Annotated in this window: 19 protein-coding genes and 3 tRNA genes; 5 read left to right on the plus strand and 17 right to left on the minus strand. The window is 61.1% G+C overall.

The window, feature by feature from the left end:
* Positions 1–8: 8 nt before the first annotated feature.
* The 12 genes from nuoG to CO670_RS06770 form a co-directional block, all read right to left on the minus strand.
* Entirely contained in the window at positions 9–2,090 is a 2,082-nt protein-coding gene (gene nuoG / locus CO670_RS06715) for an NADH-quinone oxidoreductase subunit NuoG (protein WP_097589543.1), read from the minus strand.
* Positions 2,091–2,313: 223 nt separating this feature from the next.
* Entirely contained in the window at positions 2,314–2,979 is a 666-nt protein-coding gene (locus CO670_RS06720; RefSeq protein ID WP_097589544.1) for a 5' DNA nuclease, read from the minus strand.
* Positions 2,980–2,981: 2 nt separating this feature from the next.
* Complete coding sequence (gene nuoF, locus CO670_RS06725; protein WP_097589545.1) at positions 2,982–4,286, minus strand: NADH-quinone oxidoreductase subunit NuoF; 1,305 nt, start codon at positions 4,284–4,286, stop codon at positions 2,982–2,984.
* 10 nt (positions 4,287–4,296) lie between these two features.
* Positions 4,297–5,457 (minus strand): NADH-quinone oxidoreductase subunit E, encoded by a 1,161-nt coding sequence (locus CO670_RS06730; RefSeq protein WP_097589546.1) that lies wholly within the window; start codon positions 5,455–5,457, stop codon positions 4,297–4,299.
* A gap of 16 nt (positions 5,458–5,473) precedes the next feature.
* Entirely contained in the window at positions 5,474–5,746 is a 273-nt protein-coding gene (locus CO670_RS06735; RefSeq protein WP_088677234.1) for a hypothetical protein, read from the minus strand.
* Entirely contained in the window at positions 5,746–6,936 is a 1,191-nt protein-coding gene (locus CO670_RS06740; protein WP_097589547.1) for an NADH-quinone oxidoreductase subunit D, read from the minus strand. The genes CO670_RS06735 and CO670_RS06740 overlap by 1 nt, the downstream gene beginning before the upstream one ends.
* Before the next feature lie 63 nt (positions 6,937–6,999).
* Positions 7,000–7,341: a four helix bundle protein gene (locus CO670_RS06745; protein WP_097589548.1), complete on the minus strand. Its 342-nt coding sequence runs from the start codon at positions 7,339–7,341 to the stop codon at positions 7,000–7,002.
* Between the two features lie 81 nt (positions 7,342–7,422).
* Positions 7,423–8,025 carry an NADH-quinone oxidoreductase subunit C gene (locus CO670_RS06750; RefSeq protein ID WP_097589549.1) on the minus strand — a complete coding sequence of 201 codons (603 nt, stop codon included), beginning with the start codon at positions 8,023–8,025 and terminating at the stop codon, positions 7,423–7,425.
* An 18-nt stretch (positions 8,026–8,043) separates the two neighbouring features.
* Positions 8,044–8,628, minus strand: a complete 585-nt coding sequence (locus tag CO670_RS06755) for an NADH-quinone oxidoreductase subunit B (RefSeq protein WP_064801815.1) — start codon at positions 8,626–8,628, stop codon at positions 8,044–8,046.
* The gene (locus CO670_RS06760; protein WP_008521906.1) at positions 8,619–8,984 is read right to left on the minus strand and encodes an NADH-quinone oxidoreductase subunit A; all 366 of its coding nucleotides are present in this window, start codon (positions 8,982–8,984) and stop codon (positions 8,619–8,621) included. Before CO670_RS06760 ends, CO670_RS06755 begins: the two co-directional genes overlap by 10 nt.
* 246 nt (positions 8,985–9,230) lie before the next feature.
* Positions 9,231–9,307: transfer RNA gene (locus CO670_RS06765), tRNA-Asp, on the minus strand.
* A gap of 51 nt (positions 9,308–9,358) precedes the next feature.
* Positions 9,359–9,435 (minus strand) — tRNA-Asp (locus CO670_RS06770).
* Positions 9,436–9,848: 413 nt separating this feature from the next.
* Between CO670_RS06770 and CO670_RS06775 the strand changes: the two genes are divergently transcribed.
* From CO670_RS06775 to CO670_RS33720, 3 genes are all read left to right on the plus strand, one after another.
* Positions 9,849–9,924, plus strand: a tRNA-Val gene (locus CO670_RS06775).
* 251 nt (positions 9,925–10,175) lie between these two features.
* Positions 10,176–10,778 carry a hypothetical protein gene (locus tag CO670_RS06780; RefSeq protein WP_097589550.1) on the plus strand — a complete coding sequence of 201 codons (603 nt, stop codon included), beginning with the start codon at positions 10,176–10,178 and terminating at the stop codon, positions 10,776–10,778.
* A gap of 382 nt (positions 10,779–11,160) precedes the next feature.
* Positions 11,161–11,373, plus strand: coding sequence for a hypothetical protein (locus tag CO670_RS33720; protein WP_097589720.1), 213 nt, complete (start codon positions 11,161–11,163; stop codon positions 11,371–11,373).
* Positions 11,374–11,432: 59 nt separating this feature from the next.
* Here the strand turns inward: CO670_RS33720 and CO670_RS06790 are convergent, their stop codons facing one another.
* A complete protein-coding gene (locus CO670_RS06790) occupies positions 11,433–11,981 on the minus strand; it encodes a glutathione peroxidase (protein WP_097589551.1) in 549 nt (182 codons plus the stop codon).
* A 126-nt stretch (positions 11,982–12,107) separates the two neighbouring features.
* A complete protein-coding gene (locus tag CO670_RS06795; RefSeq protein WP_097589552.1) occupies positions 12,108–12,467 on the minus strand; it encodes a hypothetical protein in 360 nt (119 codons plus the stop codon).
* A 165-nt stretch (positions 12,468–12,632) separates the two neighbouring features.
* On the opposite strand from CO670_RS06795, the gene CO670_RS06800 reads away from it, so the two are divergent.
* Positions 12,633–13,238, plus strand: a complete 606-nt coding sequence (locus tag CO670_RS06800) for a class I SAM-dependent methyltransferase (RefSeq protein ID WP_097589553.1) — start codon at positions 12,633–12,635, stop codon at positions 13,236–13,238.
* A 4-nt stretch (positions 13,239–13,242) separates the two neighbouring features.
* Here the strand turns inward: CO670_RS06800 and CO670_RS06805 are convergent, their stop codons facing one another.
* Positions 13,243–13,644, minus strand: a complete 402-nt coding sequence (locus CO670_RS06805) for a cupin domain-containing protein (RefSeq protein ID WP_097589554.1) — start codon at positions 13,642–13,644, stop codon at positions 13,243–13,245.
* 146 nt (positions 13,645–13,790) lie between these two features.
* On the opposite strand from CO670_RS06805, the gene CO670_RS06810 reads away from it, so the two are divergent.
* Positions 13,791–14,777 (plus strand): aldo/keto reductase, encoded by a 987-nt coding sequence (locus CO670_RS06810; RefSeq protein WP_097589555.1) that lies wholly within the window; start codon positions 13,791–13,793, stop codon positions 14,775–14,777.
* An 87-nt stretch (positions 14,778–14,864) separates the two neighbouring features.
* On the opposite strand, the gene CO670_RS06815 is transcribed toward CO670_RS06810, so the two are convergent.
* Together CO670_RS06815 and CO670_RS06820 are read right to left on the minus strand one after the other, a co-directional pair.
* The gene (locus CO670_RS06815; protein ID WP_097589556.1) at positions 14,865–17,063 is read right to left on the minus strand and encodes an esterase-like activity of phytase family protein; all 2,199 of its coding nucleotides are present in this window, start codon (positions 17,061–17,063) and stop codon (positions 14,865–14,867) included.
* Positions 17,064–17,157: 94 nt separating this feature from the next.
* The gene (locus CO670_RS06820; protein ID WP_097589557.1) at positions 17,158–18,057 is read right to left on the minus strand and encodes a DMT family transporter; all 900 of its coding nucleotides are present in this window, start codon (positions 18,055–18,057) and stop codon (positions 17,158–17,160) included.
* Positions 18,058–18,118 lie beyond the last annotated feature (61 nt).

The following is an 18,118-nucleotide window of genomic DNA, read 5'->3' on the forward strand; positions in this document are numbered from 1 at the left end:
CCCTGCCCTTACTCTGCCGCGACTTTGAAGTTGTTGCGGGCCAATGCCGAGCACTCGGCCATGACAGCCGAGGCGCGCGCTATCGGGTTCGTCAAATAGAAGTCTTTGATCGGCGACGCAAACCCTGACTTGTTCATCTTGCCGGCTTTTTTCGCGACTGCGGCAATTTGGGCGCTATCGGTTTCAGCGATCTCGTCGATGGCGGCGAAATGCGGGAAAGCGGCATAGAGCCGGGCGCGCAATGCGCTCAGCGAATCGAAGGGAAGCTTCTTGCCGAGCACGTCGGAAAGAGCACGGATGATCGCCCAGTCCTCACGGGCGTCGCCCGGCGCAAAGCCTGCGCGGCTGCCCATCTGGACGCGGCCTTCGGTGTTGACCCAGGTGCCGGATTTTTCCGTATAGGCTGCAGCCGGCAGGATGACATCGGCGTGATGGGCGCCGTTATCGCCATGCGAACCGATATAGACGGTGAGCTTGGCCTTCTTGGCGGTGAAGTCGAGTTCGTCCGCGCCGAGCAGGAACAGCACGTCCATCGCCGTCAGCATTTCGGCGGCATTGACGCCCTTGGCGCCCGGAACGAAGCCGAGGTCGAGGCCGCCGACGCGGGAGGCGGCGGTATGGAGAACGGCAAAACCGTTCCAGCCTTCGATGACCGCACCGACCGAACCGGCGAGCTTGGCCGCGCTTGCGAGAACACCGGCGCCATCAGCGCGCGACAGCGCGCCCTGGCCGATGATGATCATCGGCCTTTCGGCATTCTTCAGGACATCAGCGAAAGCGTGGCCGCCATCGACAAGATCCTTCAGAGTGTCGGGACCGCTGCCGAGATAGTCATAGCTGTAGCGCAGTTCGCCCGGCTCGCCGATCACGCCGATCGGGAACTTGCCGCGGCGCCAGCGCTTGCGGATGCGGGCGTTGAGGATGGCTGCCTCGAAGCGCGGATTGGCGCCGATGATCAGCAGCGCGTCGGCCTGGTCGATGCCCGCAATCGTCGGGTTGAAGAGGTAGCTTGCACGGCCGAGCGACGGATCGAGTGCCGCCCCATCCTGGCGACAGTCGAGATTCTCCGATCCCAGCGACTTCACCAGTTCGGACAGCGCGTACATTTCTTCGACCGAGGCGAGATCGCCAGCAATCGCGCCGATCTTGTCGCCCGAGGTGGCGCTGACGGCGGCCTTGATGGCGCCGAAGGCCTCGGCCCAGGTGGCCGGCTGAAGGCGGCCGTCGCGGCGGACATAGGGCCGGTCGAGGCGCTGGGTCTTCAGGCCGTCCCAGATGAAGCGGCTCTTGTCGGAGATCCACTCCTCGTTGATGACCTCGTTGACGCGCGGCAGGATGCGCATGACCTCACGGCCGCGGGTGTCGACCCGGATCGCCGAACCCACGGCATCCATGACGTCGATCGATTCGGTCTTGTTCAACTCCCAGGGGCGCGCGGTGAAGGCGAAGGGCTTGGAGGTGAGCGCACCGACCGGGCAAAGGTCGACGACGTTGCCCTGCAGCTCGGAGGTCATCGCCTGTTCGAGATAGGTGGTGATCTCGGCATCCTCGCCGCGGCCGATCAGGCCGAGTTCGGAAATGCCGGCGACCTCGGTCGTGAAGCGGACGCAGCGCGTGCAATGGATGCAGCGGTTCATCACCGTCTTGACGAGCGGGCCGATATACTTGTCCTCGACGGCGCGCTTGTCTTCCTGATAGCGCGAGGTGTCGATGCCGAAGGCCATCGCCTGGTCCTGCAGGTCGCATTCGCCGCCCTGGTCGCAGATCGGGCAATCGAGCGGATGGTTGATCAGCAGGAACTCCATCACGCCTTCGCGGGCCTTCTTGACCATCGGCGTGTTGGTGAAAACCTCGGGCAGTTCGCCGTTCGGGCCGCCGCGAATGTCGCGAACGCTCATAGCGCAGGAGGCCTGCGGCTTCGGCGGCCCGCCCTTCACTTCGACAAGGCACATGCGGCAATTGCCGGCGACCGAGAGACGCTCATGGAAGCAGAAGCGCGGAACTTCGGCGCCGGCGTCTTCGCACGCCTGCAACAGCGTGAAATGATCCGGAACTTCGATCTCGTTGCCGTCAATCTTCAGTTTTGCCATCGTCGCTCAGTCCTGTTTCCCGTTTGCCTGAAGACGGCAAACAAATCTATTTTTGCAACAGTCTCATTGCCAAGCCGGATCTTTCGTCCTGCTGGCAGCTGATGTTGCCCAAATTCTCTGTCGCGCGCTCCAGACCTGGAACCCGCACCGGCATCTCAGCCTGAGGCCCCCGCCCCTCTGCCGATCTGCCCGTTTTTCCGGCCGCCTGATACGGCCGGGCATTTCATTTCTTCCTGCGGCCCCGCCCTGCCAGAACCTTCGCCTGGCCGGCCCAATCGTCGCGCGCGATACGGCCGTTGAAGCCGAGTTCGGCGTCGAGCCTGGCAATCTCCGCGTCGCTCCAGGCGGCGATCTCGGCGAAGCTGCGAATGCCCCTGGCATTCAGCACCTGCTCCAATTTCGGACCGATGCCGGCGATCAGCTTCAGATCGTCCGCCTTCCTCGTCCGCGCCGCCGGCTTTGTCTTCGCGGTCGGCGTCGCCTGGCTGGCCACCGGTTCGCTGGCCGGTGTGACCACGGTCAGGTTCGGCCTTGCCTTCTTTTCCACTACCGGCTTGGCGACAGTCTTGACGTCAGCGCGGATGTTCTCCGGCCAAATATCGACCTCGGGCGCCGGTACTTCCGGCGGCGTGTCGTCGAGGGCTGCGGCAAGCTTGCCGGTCGTTTCCAGAGCGCTCTGGAAGGCCCCGAAGAAAGCGCCCGCCATCTGCGTCGAAAAACCGAAGCCGATCGCGGTTGCGGCGGCGAAGGCGGCGGCGGGATGAGCCATCAGCGGATGCACCGGCATTGCGCGCGCATTTTCCAGCACCTCGGCGGCAAGACGGCCGAAGCCGGCCGCGAAATCGGCTGCCTCTTCCCTGTTCCTGCCGCTGGATGCCTTGTCCGCCATGATTATTCAGCCGCCTCCAGAACCGCACCGTGATCGAGCGCGCTTGCCGTATATTGGTCGATGCGCTTTTCGATCTCCGGACGGAAATTACGGATCAGACCCTGCACCGGCCATGCGGCGGCGTCGCCGAGCGCGCAGATGGTGTGGCCTTCGATCTGCTTCGTCACCTGGAACAGCATGTCGATTTCGCGCTTCTGGGCATTGCCCTTGGCCATGCGCTCCATCACGCGCCACATCCAGCCCGTGCCTTCACGGCAGGGCGTGCACTGGCCGCAGCTCTCGTGCTTGAAGAAGGAGGAGATGCGGGCAATCGCCTTGATGACGTCGGTGGATTTGTCCATGACGATCGCGGCGGCCGTGCCGAAGGAGGAGCCGACACCGCGCAGGCCGTCGAAATCCATCGGGCAGTCGATGATGTCCTTGGCCGGAACGATCGGGCAGGATGCGCCGCCCGGAATGACGGCGAGCAGGTTGTCCCAGCCGCCGCGGATGCCGCCGGCATGGCGGTCCACCAGTTCGCGGAAGGTGATGCCCATTTCCTCTTCGACCGTGCACGGCTTGTTGACGTGGCCGGAGAGCATGAACAGCTTGGTGCCGACATTGTTCGGACGGCCGATGGACGAGAACCAGCCAGCGCCGCGGCGCAGGATCGTCGGTGCCACAGCAATCGATTCGACGTTGTTGACAGTCGTCGGGCAGCCATAGAGGCCCATATTGGCCGGGAACGGCGGCTTCAGGCGCGGCTGGCCCTTCTTGCCTTCCAGGCTTTCGAGCAGCGCGGTTTCTTCGCCGCAGATATAGGCGCCGGCGCCGTGATGGACGAAGATGTCCATGTCCCAGCCGAGCTTGTTGTTCTTGCCGAGCAAGCCATAGTCATAGCACTCGTCGATCGCCGCCTGCAGCGCTTCGCGTTCGCGGATATATTCGCCGCGCACATAGATGTAAGCCGCGTTGGCGCCCATGGCGAAGCTCGCGACGACGCAGCCTTCGATCAGCGTATGCGGATCGTGGCGCATGATGTCACGGTCCTTGCAGGTGCCGGGCTCCGATTCGTCGGCATTGACGACGAGGTAATGCGGGCGTCCGTCGCTTTCCTTCGGCATGAAGGACCATTTGAGGCCAGTGGGGAAGCCGGCGCCGCCGCGGCCGCGAAGGCCCGACGCTTTCATCTCGTTGATGATCCAGTCACGGCCCTTTTCGAGGATCTGCTTGGTGCCGTCCCAGTGGCCGCGGCTCATCGCACCCTTCAGGGACTTGTCCTTGAGGCCGTAGATGTTGGTAAAGATGCGGTCTTTATCTTGTAACATGCTTCACCTCTTACCGCGGCTTCTTGCCGAAGACCTTGATATATTCCGCTTCGCCGCCCTTGGCGAGCGCCTTGGCCTGCTTGACCCAGTCGTCGCGCTCGATACGGCCGCGGAAATTCAGGTAGCCATCGACCCAATCGCGTTCGGCTTTCTTCCAGCCTGCGACCTGCGAGAAGGTGAAGATGCCGATTTCGTTCAACGTCGCCTCGATCTTCGGGCCGACGCCCGAGATCATCTTCAGATCATCCGGTGCGGCAGGCTTTTCGATGCCGGCCGGGCGATTCTTGTCGGTCAGGGCAGGTTTCGCCGCCGGAGCGGCTTCGGCCTTGGCGGCCGGGACAGGCTCGGCAGCCGCGGTGCCGGAAACCGGCTGCTCCTCGGCGGCCTTGGCGTTCTTCGCTGCCGCCTTCGGCGCCGTTGCGGGCGTCTTCAGCGCGGCATTGGTCTCGGCGTCGGTGCTCTTCGGGCGGGCAGCCTCCGATGGCGGAACCGGAGCAGCGTCGACGGGGGCCGACACGGTTTCGGCATCGGCCTTCTTGGCGCGCGTTTTCGCCTTCGGCTCTTCCGTCGTCAGCGAGGTCGGGCCGCCCTCAGGCGCGGAGAATATCCGGTCGATCTGGGTGCCAGGCCTGATGCTTGCGCCGTTGCCGGCGGCAAAGGTGTCGATAATCTCTTCCAGGCGCGCCGGCGTCAGGTCCTCATAGGTGTCCTTGCCGATCATCACCATCGGTGCGTTGACGCAGGCCCCGAGACATTCGACCTCTTCCCAGGACAGCGTGCCTTCGGCATTGCGCTCGAAGGGATGGGCGTGGATCTTGCTCTTGCAGACCGACATCAGCGCTTCCGAGCCGCGCAGCATGCAGGGCGTGGTGCCGCAGACCTGGACATGGGCGCGTGTGCCGACGGGATGCAGTTGGAACTGCGTATAGAAGGTCGCGACCTCGAGCACTCTTATGTAAGCCATGTCGAGCATGTCGGCGATTTTCTCGATCGCCGCGCGCGTGACCCAGCCGTCCTGCTCCTGCGCCCGCATCAACAGCGGAATGACCGCCGATTGCTGGCGGCCGGCGGGGTATTTCTGGATCGTCTTGTCCGCCCAGACCGCATTTTCATCGCTGAAGGCGAATGCGGCAGGCTGAAATTGATCTTCGGCTAATCGACGAACGGACATTCTTCCTCACGCCTTGTCAGTTTAGGGTTCCACACCGCGACGCAGTCAAGGACTGCATCTCGCAGGCATAGGCCGACTGGTCTTTCTGCATAAACACTACGAATTTGCCGCCGTTCGGAACGGCAGCCTTGATCTGATAGCCCTTGGACAAAAGCTCGCCCATGGACGATTGCGCTGCCGGCGGCGTCACTTCCTTATGCCCCAACGGCGTGCCGAGGGTGTCGGCCTCCTGAGCCGAAACTCCGGATGCCGAAAGAAGAAGCGCGACGACGAGCGGCAGACGCTGCATCAGCGGTCCACCTCGCCGAAGACGATGTCGAGCGAGCCGAGAACGGCCGCGACGTCGGCAAGCTGGTGACCGCGGCACATGAAATCCATCGCCTGGAGATGCGCATAGCCCGGGGCGCGGATCTTGCAGCGATACGGCTTGTTGCTGCCGTCGGAGACGAGATAGACGCCAAACTCGCCCTTCGGCGCCTCGACGGCCGCATAAACCTCGCCCGCCGGCACGTGGTAGCCTTCGGTGTAGAGCTTGAAATGGTGGATCAGCGCTTCCATCGAGCGCTTCATCTCGCCACGCTTCGGCGGCACGACCTTGCCGTCGATCGAAGAGAAGGGACCGGTCTTGGCATCGGAGAGCAGGCGGTTGACGCACTGCTTCATGATGCGGACCGATTCGCGCATCTCGATCATGCGGATCAGGTAGCGGTCGTAATTGTCGCCGTTCTTGCCGATCGGAATGTCGAATTCGAGATCGGAATAGCATTCGTAGGGCTGGGCGCGACGCAGATCCCAGGCGGCACCCGACCCGCGCACCATGACGCCGGAGAAGCCCCAGGCCCAGCAATCCGCCAGCGACACGACGCCAATATCGACGTTGCGCTGCTTGAAGATGCGGTTGCCGGTCAACAGGTCATCGATGTCGTCGAGCGCCTTCAGGAACGGGTCGCACCAGTCGCCAATGTCTTGCACGAGCTTTTCCGGCAGATCCTGGTGGACGCCACCCGGGCGGAAATAGGCGGCGTGCATGCGCGAACCGGAGGCACGCTCGTAGAACACCATCAGCTTTTCACGCTCTTCAAAGCCCCAGAGCGGCGGCGTCAGCGCACCGACGTCCATGGCCTGCGTCGTGACGTTCAGGAGATGCGAGAGGATGCGGCCGATTTCCGAATAAAGAACGCGGATCAGCTGGCCACGGATCGGGATCTGGATGCCGAGCAGCTTTTCGACGGCCAGCGCATAGGCATGCTCCTGGTTCATCGGCGCGACGTAGTCGAGGCGATCGAAATAGGGCACGGCCTGAAGATAGGTCTTGGTCTCGATCAGCTTCTCGGTGCCGCGGTGAAGCAGCCCGATGTGCGGATCGACCCGCTCCACAATTTCGCCGTCAAGCTCCAGGACAAGACGAAGAACGCCGTGCGCCGCCGGATGCTGCGGTCCGAAATTGATGTTGAAGTTGCGGACGTTATGTTCTGTCATGGCGATCAACTCGCTTAGAGTGAGTAGTGAATAGTGAGTAGTGTTTAGCTTTCATCACACTCACTATTTGTCAGCTTTCCTGCCCTGAACGCTTCGGATAAGCGATCCCAGCATCTTTCCAATTTCGTCGCATCGGTCGAGCAATTCGTCCAAGGCCGAGGCTTGAAGAAAGCCAATTCGTCCGGCGATGATCAAATGCGTCTCCAACTCTTTCAACGAGCCCTGCGCGATCTTGAGAAATTGGGCAAACGAACCTCGATTTTCTCTTCCATACCCCTCCGCAATATTCGCGGCCACAGAAGCGGAAGATCGTCTAATCTGGCTGGTCATTCCATAGATCTCTTCCCGCGGGAAGGTTCTCGTCACCTCATAACAAACGACAGATAGCTCGATGGCAAATGCCATACCTTCAAATCACGATAGGAATTGATTTTCCCGTTCGTCACCCAACTATCTATCCACTACTCACTACCGACTATTCGCTACTCACTGCTTCGCCTTCTCATCGCCGGGCAGCACATATTCGGTCCCTTCCCAGGGAGACATGAAGTCAAAGTTTCGGAATTCCTGCTTCAACTCGACAGGCTCATAAACGACCCGCTTCGCCGCGTCGTCGTAGCGGACCTCGACGAAACCCGTCGTCGGGAAGTCCTTGCGCAGCGGGTGGCCTTCGAAGCCGTAGTCGGTCAGGATGCGACGCAGGTCCGGATGACCGGTGAAGAGCACGCCGTACATGTCCCAGGTTTCGCGCTCGAACCAGTCGGCGCCCGGATAGACGGCGCAGGCCGAGGGAATGGGCGTATCCTCATCGGTCGCGACCTTGACGCGGATGCGCAGGTTCTGCTTCGGCGACAGCAGATGATAGACGACGTCGAAACGCAGTTCGCGTTGCGGCCAGTCGACCCCGCAAATATCAATCAGGTTGACGAAACCGCATTTGGCGTCATCACGCAGGAAAGTCAGAAGCGCGATCAGGTTTTCGCCTGTCGCCGTCAGCGTCAGCTCGCCATACTTCATCTGCGAGGCGGCAATCAGGTTGCCGCGCGCTTCGCCAAGATAGGACGCAAGCTCAGTCAGGGCTTCACTCATATGCCTTGTCCTTAACCCTTAGCGTTCGATCGTGCCGGTGCGCCGGATCTTCTTCTGCAGCAGAAGCACGCCGTAGAGCAGCGCCTCCGCCGTGGGGGGACAGCCCGGCACGTAGATGTCGATCGGCACGACGCGGTCGCAGCCGCGCACCACCGAATAGGAATAGTGATAATAACCGCCGCCATTGGCGCAGGAGCCCATCGAGATGACGTAACGCGGCTCAGGCATCTGGTCATAGACCTTGCGCAGGGCGGGCGCCATCTTGTTGGTCAGCGTACCGGCAACGATCATGACGTCGGACTGGCGCGGCGAGGCGCGCGGCGCAAAACCAAAGCGCTCGACGTCGTAGCGCGGCATCGACAGCTGCATCATCTCAACAGCGCAGCAGGCAAGACCGAAGGTCATCCACATCAGCGAGCCGGTACGGGCCCAGTTGATCAGTTCGTCGGTCGAGGTAACGAGAAAACCCTTGTCGGCGAGCTCATTGTTGATCTCGCCGAAAAAGGCGTCGTTGCTGCCTATCGGCTTGCCGGTCGAGGGATCAATGATCCCCTTCGGCTGCGGCGCGACGAGCGGCTGATTGCTCACAGGGGTCACTCCCATTCCAGGGCTCCCTTCTTCCATTCATAGATAAAGCCGATGGTCAGCACCAAGAGGAAGACCATCATGGACCAGAAGCCGAACCAGCCGATGGCGCCGAAGGAAACAGCCCAGGGGAACAGGAAGGCGACTTCGAGGTCGAAGATGATGAAGAGGATCGACACGAGATAGAAGCGGATGTCGAACTTCATGCGGGCGTCGTCGAAAGCATTGAAGCCGCATTCGTAAGCCGAGAGCTTTTCCGAATCGGGCGCTTTGAAAGCCACGGCGAACGGCGCAATGAGCAGAGCCAGGCCGATGACAAGCGCGATACCAATGAAGATAGCGATCGGAATATAGGAACTGAGCAGTTCAGTCATCATGTTCATCCCTGCTTGCCGGCGGCGCCAGGCGGCGCATATGGGCAATTGCCCGGCAAGCGAACGTGCGTTGCAACAAGCCGTGGTTAGCGCAGCCGACGCCCCGGCGCAAGACTTTTACAGAGGCAATTCGACGAGTGGCGCGCGGACATTATCAAGCAGATGCAACGATGTCGCGACAAATCCGCGCAAACCGTCTGAACTGCATGTCTGACCATTGGAAACTGCATGGCTTTCTGAAGAAGATGGCGCGAGTGACGGGGCTCGAACCCGCGACCTCCGGCGTGACAGGCCGGCACTCTAACCGACTGAGCTACACCCGCGCATGACGGACGGAAGAGCCGGACAGCGGCGATTTGTCGCCGGCTTGGAAATGGCGCGAGTGACGGGGCTCGAACCCGCGACCTCCGGCGTGACAGGCCGGCACTCTAACCGACTGAGCTACACCCGCACTTCATTTTCAAGCAATCCGGATGCCTTCGCACCCTCATCAAAACGGCTGCCCGTTTCGATGAGCGGCTAACTACGGGGTTCGTCTTTTAGTGTCAAGGAGGTTTGGAGACAAAACCATGACAGTTGTTGAATTGTTTCGTCAGAGCCCCTGTACGAAGAATGAAAAACGGCGATTCTAGGGTCCGCGGCCGTGCCGAAGCACGACTGAAGCCGAGCGCATCGGCAAAATGCATATGCCGATCGTTCTCCCCTCCCCTTTATCCACAGCCGGCCGCACCCGGCTGGCGCGGCAAGGGACAGGATCCCCACCAAAAAAATCAAAAAATCTTCACAAACACTCTTGCGGTTTTGCCGCGATCCGCATAGATCACGGCCACCAACGCGGCAGGCCGATCCGGCTTTGTTTGCGATGGGCGATTAGCTCAGTTGGTAGAGCGCCTCGTTTACACCGAGGATGTCGGGAGTTCGAGTCTCTCATCGCCCACCATTCTTTTCCCTTACGTTTCAAAAACCTAAACGACATCAAGGGCTACTAGAGCCCTGGGTCATGTACACGGTGCGTTTGATCACCAATCCTGCGAAGACGCCACGGCGTCTATTGCTATGTGAGGCGCGCGCCGAAAGATGTGGCCGATCGGCAAGGCGGGGTCGCCCAAGAACAACATCCCGGATATTATCGAAGAGATCGCCTCCGACTGGCTACCACCGTTGGTGTGAGCGAAGACCTAGGAGATTTCTGTGGCCATTACGAAGCTCGATGCGGCACGGAGGCAGTTGCTTGCCGCTATCCATCTGCACTGGTTTTTGGTTGAGCCACTTGCCGTGTATCAGTTGGCCGCGAACGTATCCGAAGTATGCGATAAACTTCTCGAAAAGTCGGGAGGAACACGTATCAAAAAGCATGTGGCTGACGACCATGGTTGGGAAGTCAAACACGTAAACATGCTCATCAACTCAGCGCGAAATTTCATGAAGCACGCCGATCGCGATCCTGCTGCAATACTTGAGGATATCACATTTGATGAGTGCACTGCTCTCCTCCTGACCGCTTGCATCGACTACACAATGGCCGCAAAACGTAGTCCGCCCGTGGTCGGAGTGTTTATTGCTTGGTTTGCTGCGGCCAAGATCGGGGGAAGCGAATCGGCATTCTCAGCGATGGCGGGCGGTTTGTTCCCTGGTCTCGCTGAGATGAGCCAAGCAGATCAAATTCTCGCTGCTCGTCGTTTCGTCATTCACCCTATGCAGGGCGATATCCTACATGATAGCCGCACCGAATTGTCTGACAGCTGGCGTTGGAATGAGTTACGCAAGTCCGGGCAAGACTTCAGAACTGGATAGCCAACCAAAAGGAACCGACGGCAGCACGCGTGAGTATCCTCATATGTAACAACATTACATCTCTGAATTACCCGCCCTCTATTCGAGAGCCAAGAGGCGTTGCACTCGGACGGTGGCGCTCCTTGTGGGATAGAGGCGCGCCTGTCGTTACGAGATCGCCTTTCACCCTTCCGCCGAAACGGACATTCCGGAACGGCAGGTGTTACGCCCGGCAGATCCAGATTCGGCCCGCCGTCGGGAGCCAACGCTCCACCAAAACGGACTACTCCTAGTCGCCCGGCCACCTCCCATTAGGCGAATGGATGGGGGCCGGCCAAAGTGAGACTATTCGCCGCCCGGAAAGTCTCCGTGCATAAAGGTTTCTCACGCCTTGGGGGGTGCCATGAGAACTCTCTGCTCCGCATTGACGCTGTGCATCGCGATTGCCGTTGGCGCGCCAAACGCCACATACGTCACCCTGCCCGGCTATGCATTCAAGACGAATCCGAATTGTCAGCGCCACGAACCAAAGACCAAATTCGACAGAAGGTGCGACTGGCCGAGCCTCGGCTTCAAGGATTTTACGCCTCCCCTCGTGACCGTGCTTGGGATCTGATGAGCGAGCCCAGCTCGCAAATCATCGCAGCCCGGTCATGCCTGGCGGCCTGGAGGGCTTCATCCCTTCGCCAGTTCCTTGTCCACGGCGGAAACCAGCCGCGAATCATCCGCCGGCACGTCGGGCGCGAAGCGGGCCGCCACCTTGCCGTCGCGGCCGATCAGGAATTTTTCGAAGTTCCAGAGAATGTCGTCCTTATCGCCGCCTGAAATGCCGTGGGATTTCAGGCGTTCGCGCATCGGGCCGTCGCCTGTCGTCGGCACGCCTGACTTGGTCAGTTGCCGGTAAAGCGGATGCTGGGCCTCCCCCTTGACCGAGATCTTCGAGAAAATCGGGAAGGTCACGTCGTAGGTGCTGGTGCAGAAGTCGAGGATTTCGGCGTCGGTGCCCGGCTCCTGGCCCTTGAAATCGTTGGCGGGGAAAGCGGCGATGACGAAGCCGCGCTCGCGCTTTTCCCCGTAGAGCTTTTCGAGCCCTTCATATTGCGGCGTCAGCCCGCATTTCGAGGCAACGTTGACGATCAGGAGCACCCTGCCCTTGTATTCGTCGAGCTTGGTCTCACGGCCATCCACCGTCTTCACAGGGATATCAAGCACGTTGCCTGTCACGGGAAGCCTCCCTTTCAAAGATTTTCGCCGAGCTTAGCGATATCGCCGCCGTTGTCACCAGCGTCGGTCAATCGGGCTTCAGGATAGAGCCGGTGCGGCTTCCGGCCGCACCGGGTCGGAAAGCCATCAGGCAGGAGACGTTTCCCTCACATCGTCGAGCAGGAAATGCACGACGATATAATCGGTCTTGTAGTGGCGACCGCTCTCCGACACGGCGTCGACGCTGCCGCCGTCCTTCGGATGCCAGGCATGGTAATGAGGATTGGTGGTGATCAGCGTGATGGCCTTGCCGGCGAAACTTTCGTGGCCGAGTCGGAATCGCATCTCGGCCAGCGGCCAGATTCGCTCGTAATCCTCCATGGTGATGCGCGCTTTCAGCGCATTGCGGCGCAATGGCGCCTCTCCGGCCTCGCCGGGCAATTCCAGCACCACCTCTTCGGCTCCGCTGATGATGGCGTTGAATTCTTCAGGCCACATGCGTCTCATGAAGTCGCTCCTCCCGAGGCTCTTTCGTCAGTCCACGGATGAAACTTAGCGGTTTGCGCGAAAGAAGCAAATTCCCGTCATGAGGTTGTCATCAGCATCGGCTGCTCTTACGTTCCTCTCGAACCACATCAGGGCCGTCAGCCGCCCGCAATCCCGGGATCAGAGATGAAAACACGTGAAGAAAGGCAGGCGCTGCGGGCGAGCATGCCGCGCACGCCGCTCAGCGCCCATCATATGGAAAACGCCCGTCTGCTGCCCGATCGCGGCGAACTGCTCTACCGGATCCCGAACGGCGGCATCGGCGTCGAGGTGGGAGCGGCCTTCGGCGAATATACGGCTGAGATCCTGGAAAAGAATCGCCCGTCGCAACTCTATCTCATCGATCCCTGGTCGATGGACCGCTACAGCTCCGGCCTCGATTCGATCCACACGCGGTTCGCGGCCGAAATCGGGGCCGGTCGGCTGCATCTGATGCAGGGAACATCGCTCGAAAAGCTTGCCGAATTCGACGACGATTTCCTCGACTGGGCCTATATCGATACCGACCACTCCTTCGAGCTCACCTGGCAGGAGCTTCTGCTCTGCGAAAAGAAGGTGAAGCGGACGGGACGCATTGCCGGGCATGATTTCTGCACCGGCAATACGGTAAAGCCGATCGTCTACGGCGTCGTCGAGGCAGTCACCAAGTTCTGCAAGGATTACGGCTGGCAATTCGAGTTTCTGACGGTCGAATCACACGCGCATTTTTCCTACTGCCTGAAGCGGCTGTAGGCCCTCATGTCCTGCCGGAATATTGCTCGTCGCTGACCGGCTCCATCCAATCGGCAATGCTGCCGTCCAGCGCTTCCTGAATGGCGATGTGCGTCATCGCCGTGTCCGGGCCGGCGCCGTGCCAATGTTTTTCACCGGGTGAAAACCAGATGGTGTCGCCGGCGCGAATCTCCTGGATTTCCCCGCCCCAGCTCTGGGCGAGGCCCTTGCCTGACGTAACGATCAGCGTCTGGCCGAGCGGATGGGTGTGCCAGGCGGTGCGGGCGCCAGGCTCGAAGGTGACGGATGTTGCCCTCACCCGGGCTGGCGCCGGCGCTTCCATCAGCGGATCCTGGCGAACCGCGCCGGTGAAATAGTCGGGCGACGGCTTTACAGAGGGGCGCGAGCCGACGGGTTTGATCTCCATGACAGTTCCTTTTCATCCATTACGGTTGAAGCATCTTGAGGCAACGATATTTCATCACCGCGGCCGATCAAGGCCGGATCGGCGATTGCCGCAGAGTCGCCCGCCTGATACCCCAATGTCTTTCATGACCTACGAAGGATTTTTCCATGAAACACCATGCTTTCGGCCGCATGCCGTTCACGGTCACCAATGTCGGCTTCGGCGCCTGGCAGATCGGCGGCTCCTGGGGCGATATCAGTGAAGCGGACGGCCGCGCGGCCCTGAACGCCGCGCTCGATGCCGGCATGACTTTCATCGATACGGCTGACGTTTATGGCGACGGCCGCTCGGAAAAGATCATTGCCGAGGTTTTGAAGACACGCAGCGGCGCACGCCCGATGGTCGCCACCAAAGCGGGCCGCCGTCTCAATCCGCACGTCGCGGAAGGCTATAGCAAGGCCAATCTCGAAGGCTTCATCGACCGCAGCCTCAAGAACCTTTCCGTCGACAGCCTCGACCTCGTGCAGCTTCACTGCCCGCCGCGCGAAGTGTTTTACCAGCCCGAGGTTTTCGAAGGTCTCGACCAGCTGCAGAAGGCCGGAAAGATCAAGGGTTACGGCGTCAGCGTCGAGAAGGCCGAAGACGGGCTGAAGGCGATCGAATACCCCGGCGTGGTCAGCATCCAGATCATCTACAACATCTTCCGCCAGCGCCCTGACCACCTGTTTTTCGCTGAGGCGCGCCGCAGGAACGTCGCGATCATCGCCCGCGTGCCGCTCGCAAGCGGCCTTCTCTCCGGCAAGATTACCCGCGACACGCACTTTGCCAGCGACGACCACCGCAATTTCAACCGCCATGGCGAAGCCTTCGACGTCGGCGAGACCTTCGCGGGTGTACCCTTCGAAGTCGGTCTGCAGGCGGTCGAGGAAGTGCGCAAGCTGGTGGCCGCCGGCGCCACCATGGCCGCCTTCGCGCTGCGCTGGATCCTGATGGCTGACGCCGTCACCGTCGTCATCCCCGGCGCCCGCAACGCCGAGCAGGCCAGGGCCAATGCGGCCGCTGCCGATCTCGCGCCGCTTTCGGCCGATGTCATGGCGGCAACGCGGGAGATCTATGGGCGGCTGATCGCGCCGCATGTGCATCAGCGCTGGTAGGCTGGAGCTCGTCGCGTTTGGCGTCTTGGATCCAACCGAAGAGGCCGGACTTTCGCCCGGCCTCTTCTTTGTTCCATCTATGACGACTCAGTTCGTCGCGGTCAGATCGACCGGGAAAAACAGCGTCTCGCCAGAGGAATCGCTGACGCCGTCATTGTCGGTGACCGCGTAGGGCTTGCCCGATGCGTCGAAGGCGAAGCCTTCGAGCTTGTCGAGGGCATAACCGTTGGTCGCGGTCTTGAGTTCGCCGAGGAAGTCGTGCGCTTCGGTCTTCTTGACGACCGGAAGTTCGCCGCCGAGCTTGGCGGGCTTCAGTTCGGAGATCGCGACCTTGTAGAGCTTTTTCAGCCTGGCCGCGTCGCCGACGAGGTTGTCGCGCTCGATGATGTAGACGCTATCGCCGTGGGCGGAAATCTCGGAGAGGCCGACCCAGCCGCTTTCCGTCTTGTCGAGCGGATAGCGCACGGCGCCCCATTCCTTCTTCTTCGGATTGTAGGAGACGAGCTTGACGAAGCCCTTCTCGTCGTCGCCCCACTCGCGCTGAACGGCCATCCAGAGCGTGGTGTCGTCGCCGGTACCGATAATGGTCACGCCTTCGAAACCGAACCGGATTTCGTTGGCGGCAAACTCTTTCGGCAAGGCAATCTCGGCCTTGATGTCACCCTTGGCATTGACGTTGTAAAGGGCGTGCGGAACGAGGCGCTCGCTGTAGCCTTCGGAAGCGAGCCAGAAGGAGCCGTCGGCGGCCGCCGCGATGCCTTCGATGTCGAGCTTCTGGGCCGGAGCGCCGTCACGCTTGACGACCAGCGCGTCGCTAATGACAGCCGGCTTCTTGGTCGCGTCAATGGTACAGATCGTCGGCTGCGAGCCGAGAACGCTGTCGCTGACGGCATAAAGCATGCCCGGCTTGCCCGGAACGGGGGCAAGGCCCGAAAGGGCGGCGAAGCCGATCGGATTGCCGTCCTTCTCGGCCGAGACGATCTGCGGATAGGCCTTCTCGCCTTCCGAACGCTCATAGATCATCACATGCGAGCGCGCGCCGCCGTCCTTGCCGAGATCGACTTCATTGGCGGTGGCAAAGAGGTTGCGCTGGGGAATGGCGACCGCGCCTTCCGGCGAAATGCCAGACGGCAGCAGCTGGATCAGCTCGGGATCGGCGCCGGTATCCTTGTAGACGCCGACGATCGAGGCGCGCTCGGCAAGCAGGAAGAAATAATTGTCGTCGCCGAACTTTGCGGCTTCCAAGCCTTCCGGCTCCACGCCCTTCGATCCCGAACGGCTTTCCGGATAGTGGCCGATATGGGCGACGGCGCGTTCGAAGGAAGCGCCCGAATCGTAAAGAACCTTGCCCGTCTTGTCGAAGATGGTGAAACCGCGTGACCCACCCTGGTAATCGCCTTCATTGGCAACGACGAGGCGGCTGTCGTCCAGCCACTTCACAGCGTCCGGCTCACGCGGCACGCCCTTCGATTCGCCTGAGAATTTCAGGGCGCCGTCGCGCTTGGTGTCGATGCCGGAAAGATCGACGCTGCCGGCGGTAAAATGCGTCTTCACCTGAGCCGTGTTGGCGTCGATGATGACGATCTCGTTGTTTTCCTGCAGCGTCAGGGCAATTTCGTTCAGGCCGTTGAAGGCGACGAATTCGGGCTCCGGATCTTCCGGGGCAACGCCGGCAAGCCCGGTCAGCGCCACATGCTTGATGGTGCCGCAATCGACGGTGCCGTTCTTGACCTGGAAGACGACGAGATCGCCTGCCGGCATCTGCGGGATCTTGCCGTCATTGACGTCTTCGTCGCGCTCGTTCTCGATCGCGATGGCGCCGAGGGTCTTGTCTTTGTTGAGGGCGATCGAATCCGGCTGGCCGCCGAGATCGCAGGTGTTCTCGATCTTCTTCGTCGCCACGTCGACGATCGCCAGACGGCCCGAGGGCTTGGCCTTGCTGTCGGAGATGTTGACGGCAACGAGCGCCTTGCCGGCGCTCGACGTGACCGACGTCGGCTCGCCGTCCATCATCAGCGCGCCGCCTGATTTCGGAGCCTTGGCGTCGGTGATGTCGATGAAGCCGATCGCGCCGAGCGGGCTGTCGCTATAGATCAGCGTGTTGCCGTCGTTGGTCGCGGTGATGATTTCGGCGGAGGTCGGCGAAAGCTTGTCCTTGTCGTCAGGCAGGTTTTGGGCGACCGGGAAGGAGGCGATGCGGTTGAAAACCGGCTCGGCCGCGGCCGGGAAGGCAGCGGATGCGAAAAGCATGGCAGCGAACGCTGCTTTGCGCGATGAATTTGTCATGGAAATCCCCCAATGTCGAAAGATCGAACAGAGGGGTTTTGCTGGACTGCCATGACAGAGACATGACAGTCCGCGTCATTTCAGAGGCTTTGCGTCAGGCCGCCTGCCTTTCCCGCCGCATCTCGTTTCGCATGATGAAGAGCGATGCGGAAAGAATGAGCGCGGCTCCCAGCCAGAGATAGCCGGCCGGCGCATAGCCGAAGAACAGCCAGCCGGCGAGCACGTTGAACGGCAGCTTCAGACCGTCGAACGGCTGCACATAGGCAGCGTCGGCGCTGGCATAGGCAAGGGTCAGCAGATATTGCGCCACGACCGTCAGGAGGCCCGCCAGAAGGAAGAGAGCTAGCGTCGCACCCGTCGGCACGGCGAGGCCCGCCGCAAGCGCCAGCCCGCCGTTGATCGGCGTCAGCAGCACCAGCAGCCAGAGGGTGATCGTCTCCGGCTTCTCGATGCCGGTCAGGCTCTTGGTGATCAGCGACGAGGCGCCCCAGAGCAGCGCCGAGAGCACCGGCAGCAATGTTGCCCAGGTGAAGCTGTCGGACCATGGCTGCAGGGTGATCATCGCACCGGCGAAGCCGACCGCGGTCGCCATCCAGCGGGCGGGACCGACGCGTTCGCCGAGGAACAGACGGGCGCCGAGGATGATGAAGAAAGGCGAGGTCATGACAAGCGCAATCGCCTGCCAGATCGGCACCGAAGCAAGACCGGAAACCCAGGCCGCGCCGCCGAGCGCGGCAAAGACCACGCGCACGACATGCCGCCAGGGATAGGTGGTGCGCATAGCCGAAAGGCCTGATTTGCGCAGGAAGGGCAAGGAGAAAAGGAAGGCGAAGGCATATTGCCAGAAGACCGCTGAGGCCGGGGGAAAGGCGAGCTTCATGGTCAGCCACTGGGTGACGACGTTGAGGAGCGAAAAGGTCGCGCCTCCCAGCACCATGAAGGTTGCGCCGGCAAAGGCGCGGGATTGCGAGACTGCAAGGGAATTCTGATTCATGTCTTCCATCCAGAATAGGAACCAACATAAATCAGGACGCATGAGACGACGACACGCTGAT

The organism is Rhizobium sp. J15 (assembly GCF_002531825.1).
Lineage (GTDB): Bacteria > Pseudomonadota > Alphaproteobacteria > Rhizobiales > Rhizobiaceae > Rhizobium.

Coding starts and splice junctions, on each gene's coding strand:
- nuoG (WP_097589543.1), bottom strand. CDS start 2,090: ATGGCAAAACTGAAGATTGACGGCAACGAGATCGAAGTTCCGGATCAT.
- CO670_RS06720 (WP_097589544.1), bottom strand. CDS start 2,979: ATGGCGGACAAGGCATCCAGCGGCAGGAACAGGGAAGAGGCAGCCGAT.
- nuoF (WP_097589545.1), bottom strand. CDS start 4,286: ATGTTACAAGATAAAGACCGCATCTTTACCAACATCTACGGCCTCAAG.
- CO670_RS06730 (WP_097589546.1), bottom strand. CDS start 5,457: ATGTCCGTTCGTCGATTAGCCGAAGATCAATTTCAGCCTGCCGCATTC.
- CO670_RS06735 (WP_088677234.1), bottom strand. CDS start 5,746: ATGCAGCGTCTGCCGCTCGTCGTCGCGCTTCTTCTTTCGGCATCCGGA.
- CO670_RS06740 (WP_097589547.1), bottom strand. CDS start 6,936: ATGACAGAACATAACGTCCGCAACTTCAACATCAATTTCGGACCGCAG.
- CO670_RS06745 (WP_097589548.1), bottom strand. CDS start 7,341: ATGGCATTTGCCATCGAGCTATCTGTCGTTTGTTATGAGGTGACGAGA.
- CO670_RS06750 (WP_097589549.1), bottom strand. CDS start 8,025: ATGAGTGAAGCCCTGACTGAGCTTGCGTCCTATCTTGGCGAAGCGCGC.
- CO670_RS06755 (WP_064801815.1), bottom strand. CDS start 8,628: ATGGGAGTGACCCCTGTGAGCAATCAGCCGCTCGTCGCGCCGCAGCCG.
- CO670_RS06760 (WP_008521906.1), bottom strand. CDS start 8,984: ATGACTGAACTGCTCAGTTCCTATATTCCGATCGCTATCTTCATTGGT.
- CO670_RS33720 (WP_097589720.1), top strand. CDS start 11,161: ATGAGAACTCTCTGCTCCGCATTGACGCTGTGCATCGCGATTGCCGTT.
- CO670_RS06795 (WP_097589552.1), bottom strand. CDS start 12,467: ATGAGACGCATGTGGCCTGAAGAATTCAACGCCATCATCAGCGGAGCC.
- CO670_RS06800 (WP_097589553.1), top strand. CDS start 12,633: ATGAAAACACGTGAAGAAAGGCAGGCGCTGCGGGCGAGCATGCCGCGC.
- CO670_RS06805 (WP_097589554.1), bottom strand. CDS start 13,644: ATGGAGATCAAACCCGTCGGCTCGCGCCCCTCTGTAAAGCCGTCGCCC.
- CO670_RS06810 (WP_097589555.1), top strand. CDS start 13,791: ATGAAACACCATGCTTTCGGCCGCATGCCGTTCACGGTCACCAATGTC.
- CO670_RS06815 (WP_097589556.1), bottom strand. CDS start 17,063: ATGACAAATTCATCGCGCAAAGCAGCGTTCGCTGCCATGCTTTTCGCA.
- CO670_RS06820 (WP_097589557.1), bottom strand. CDS start 18,057: ATGAATCAGAATTCCCTTGCAGTCTCGCAATCCCGCGCCTTTGCCGGC.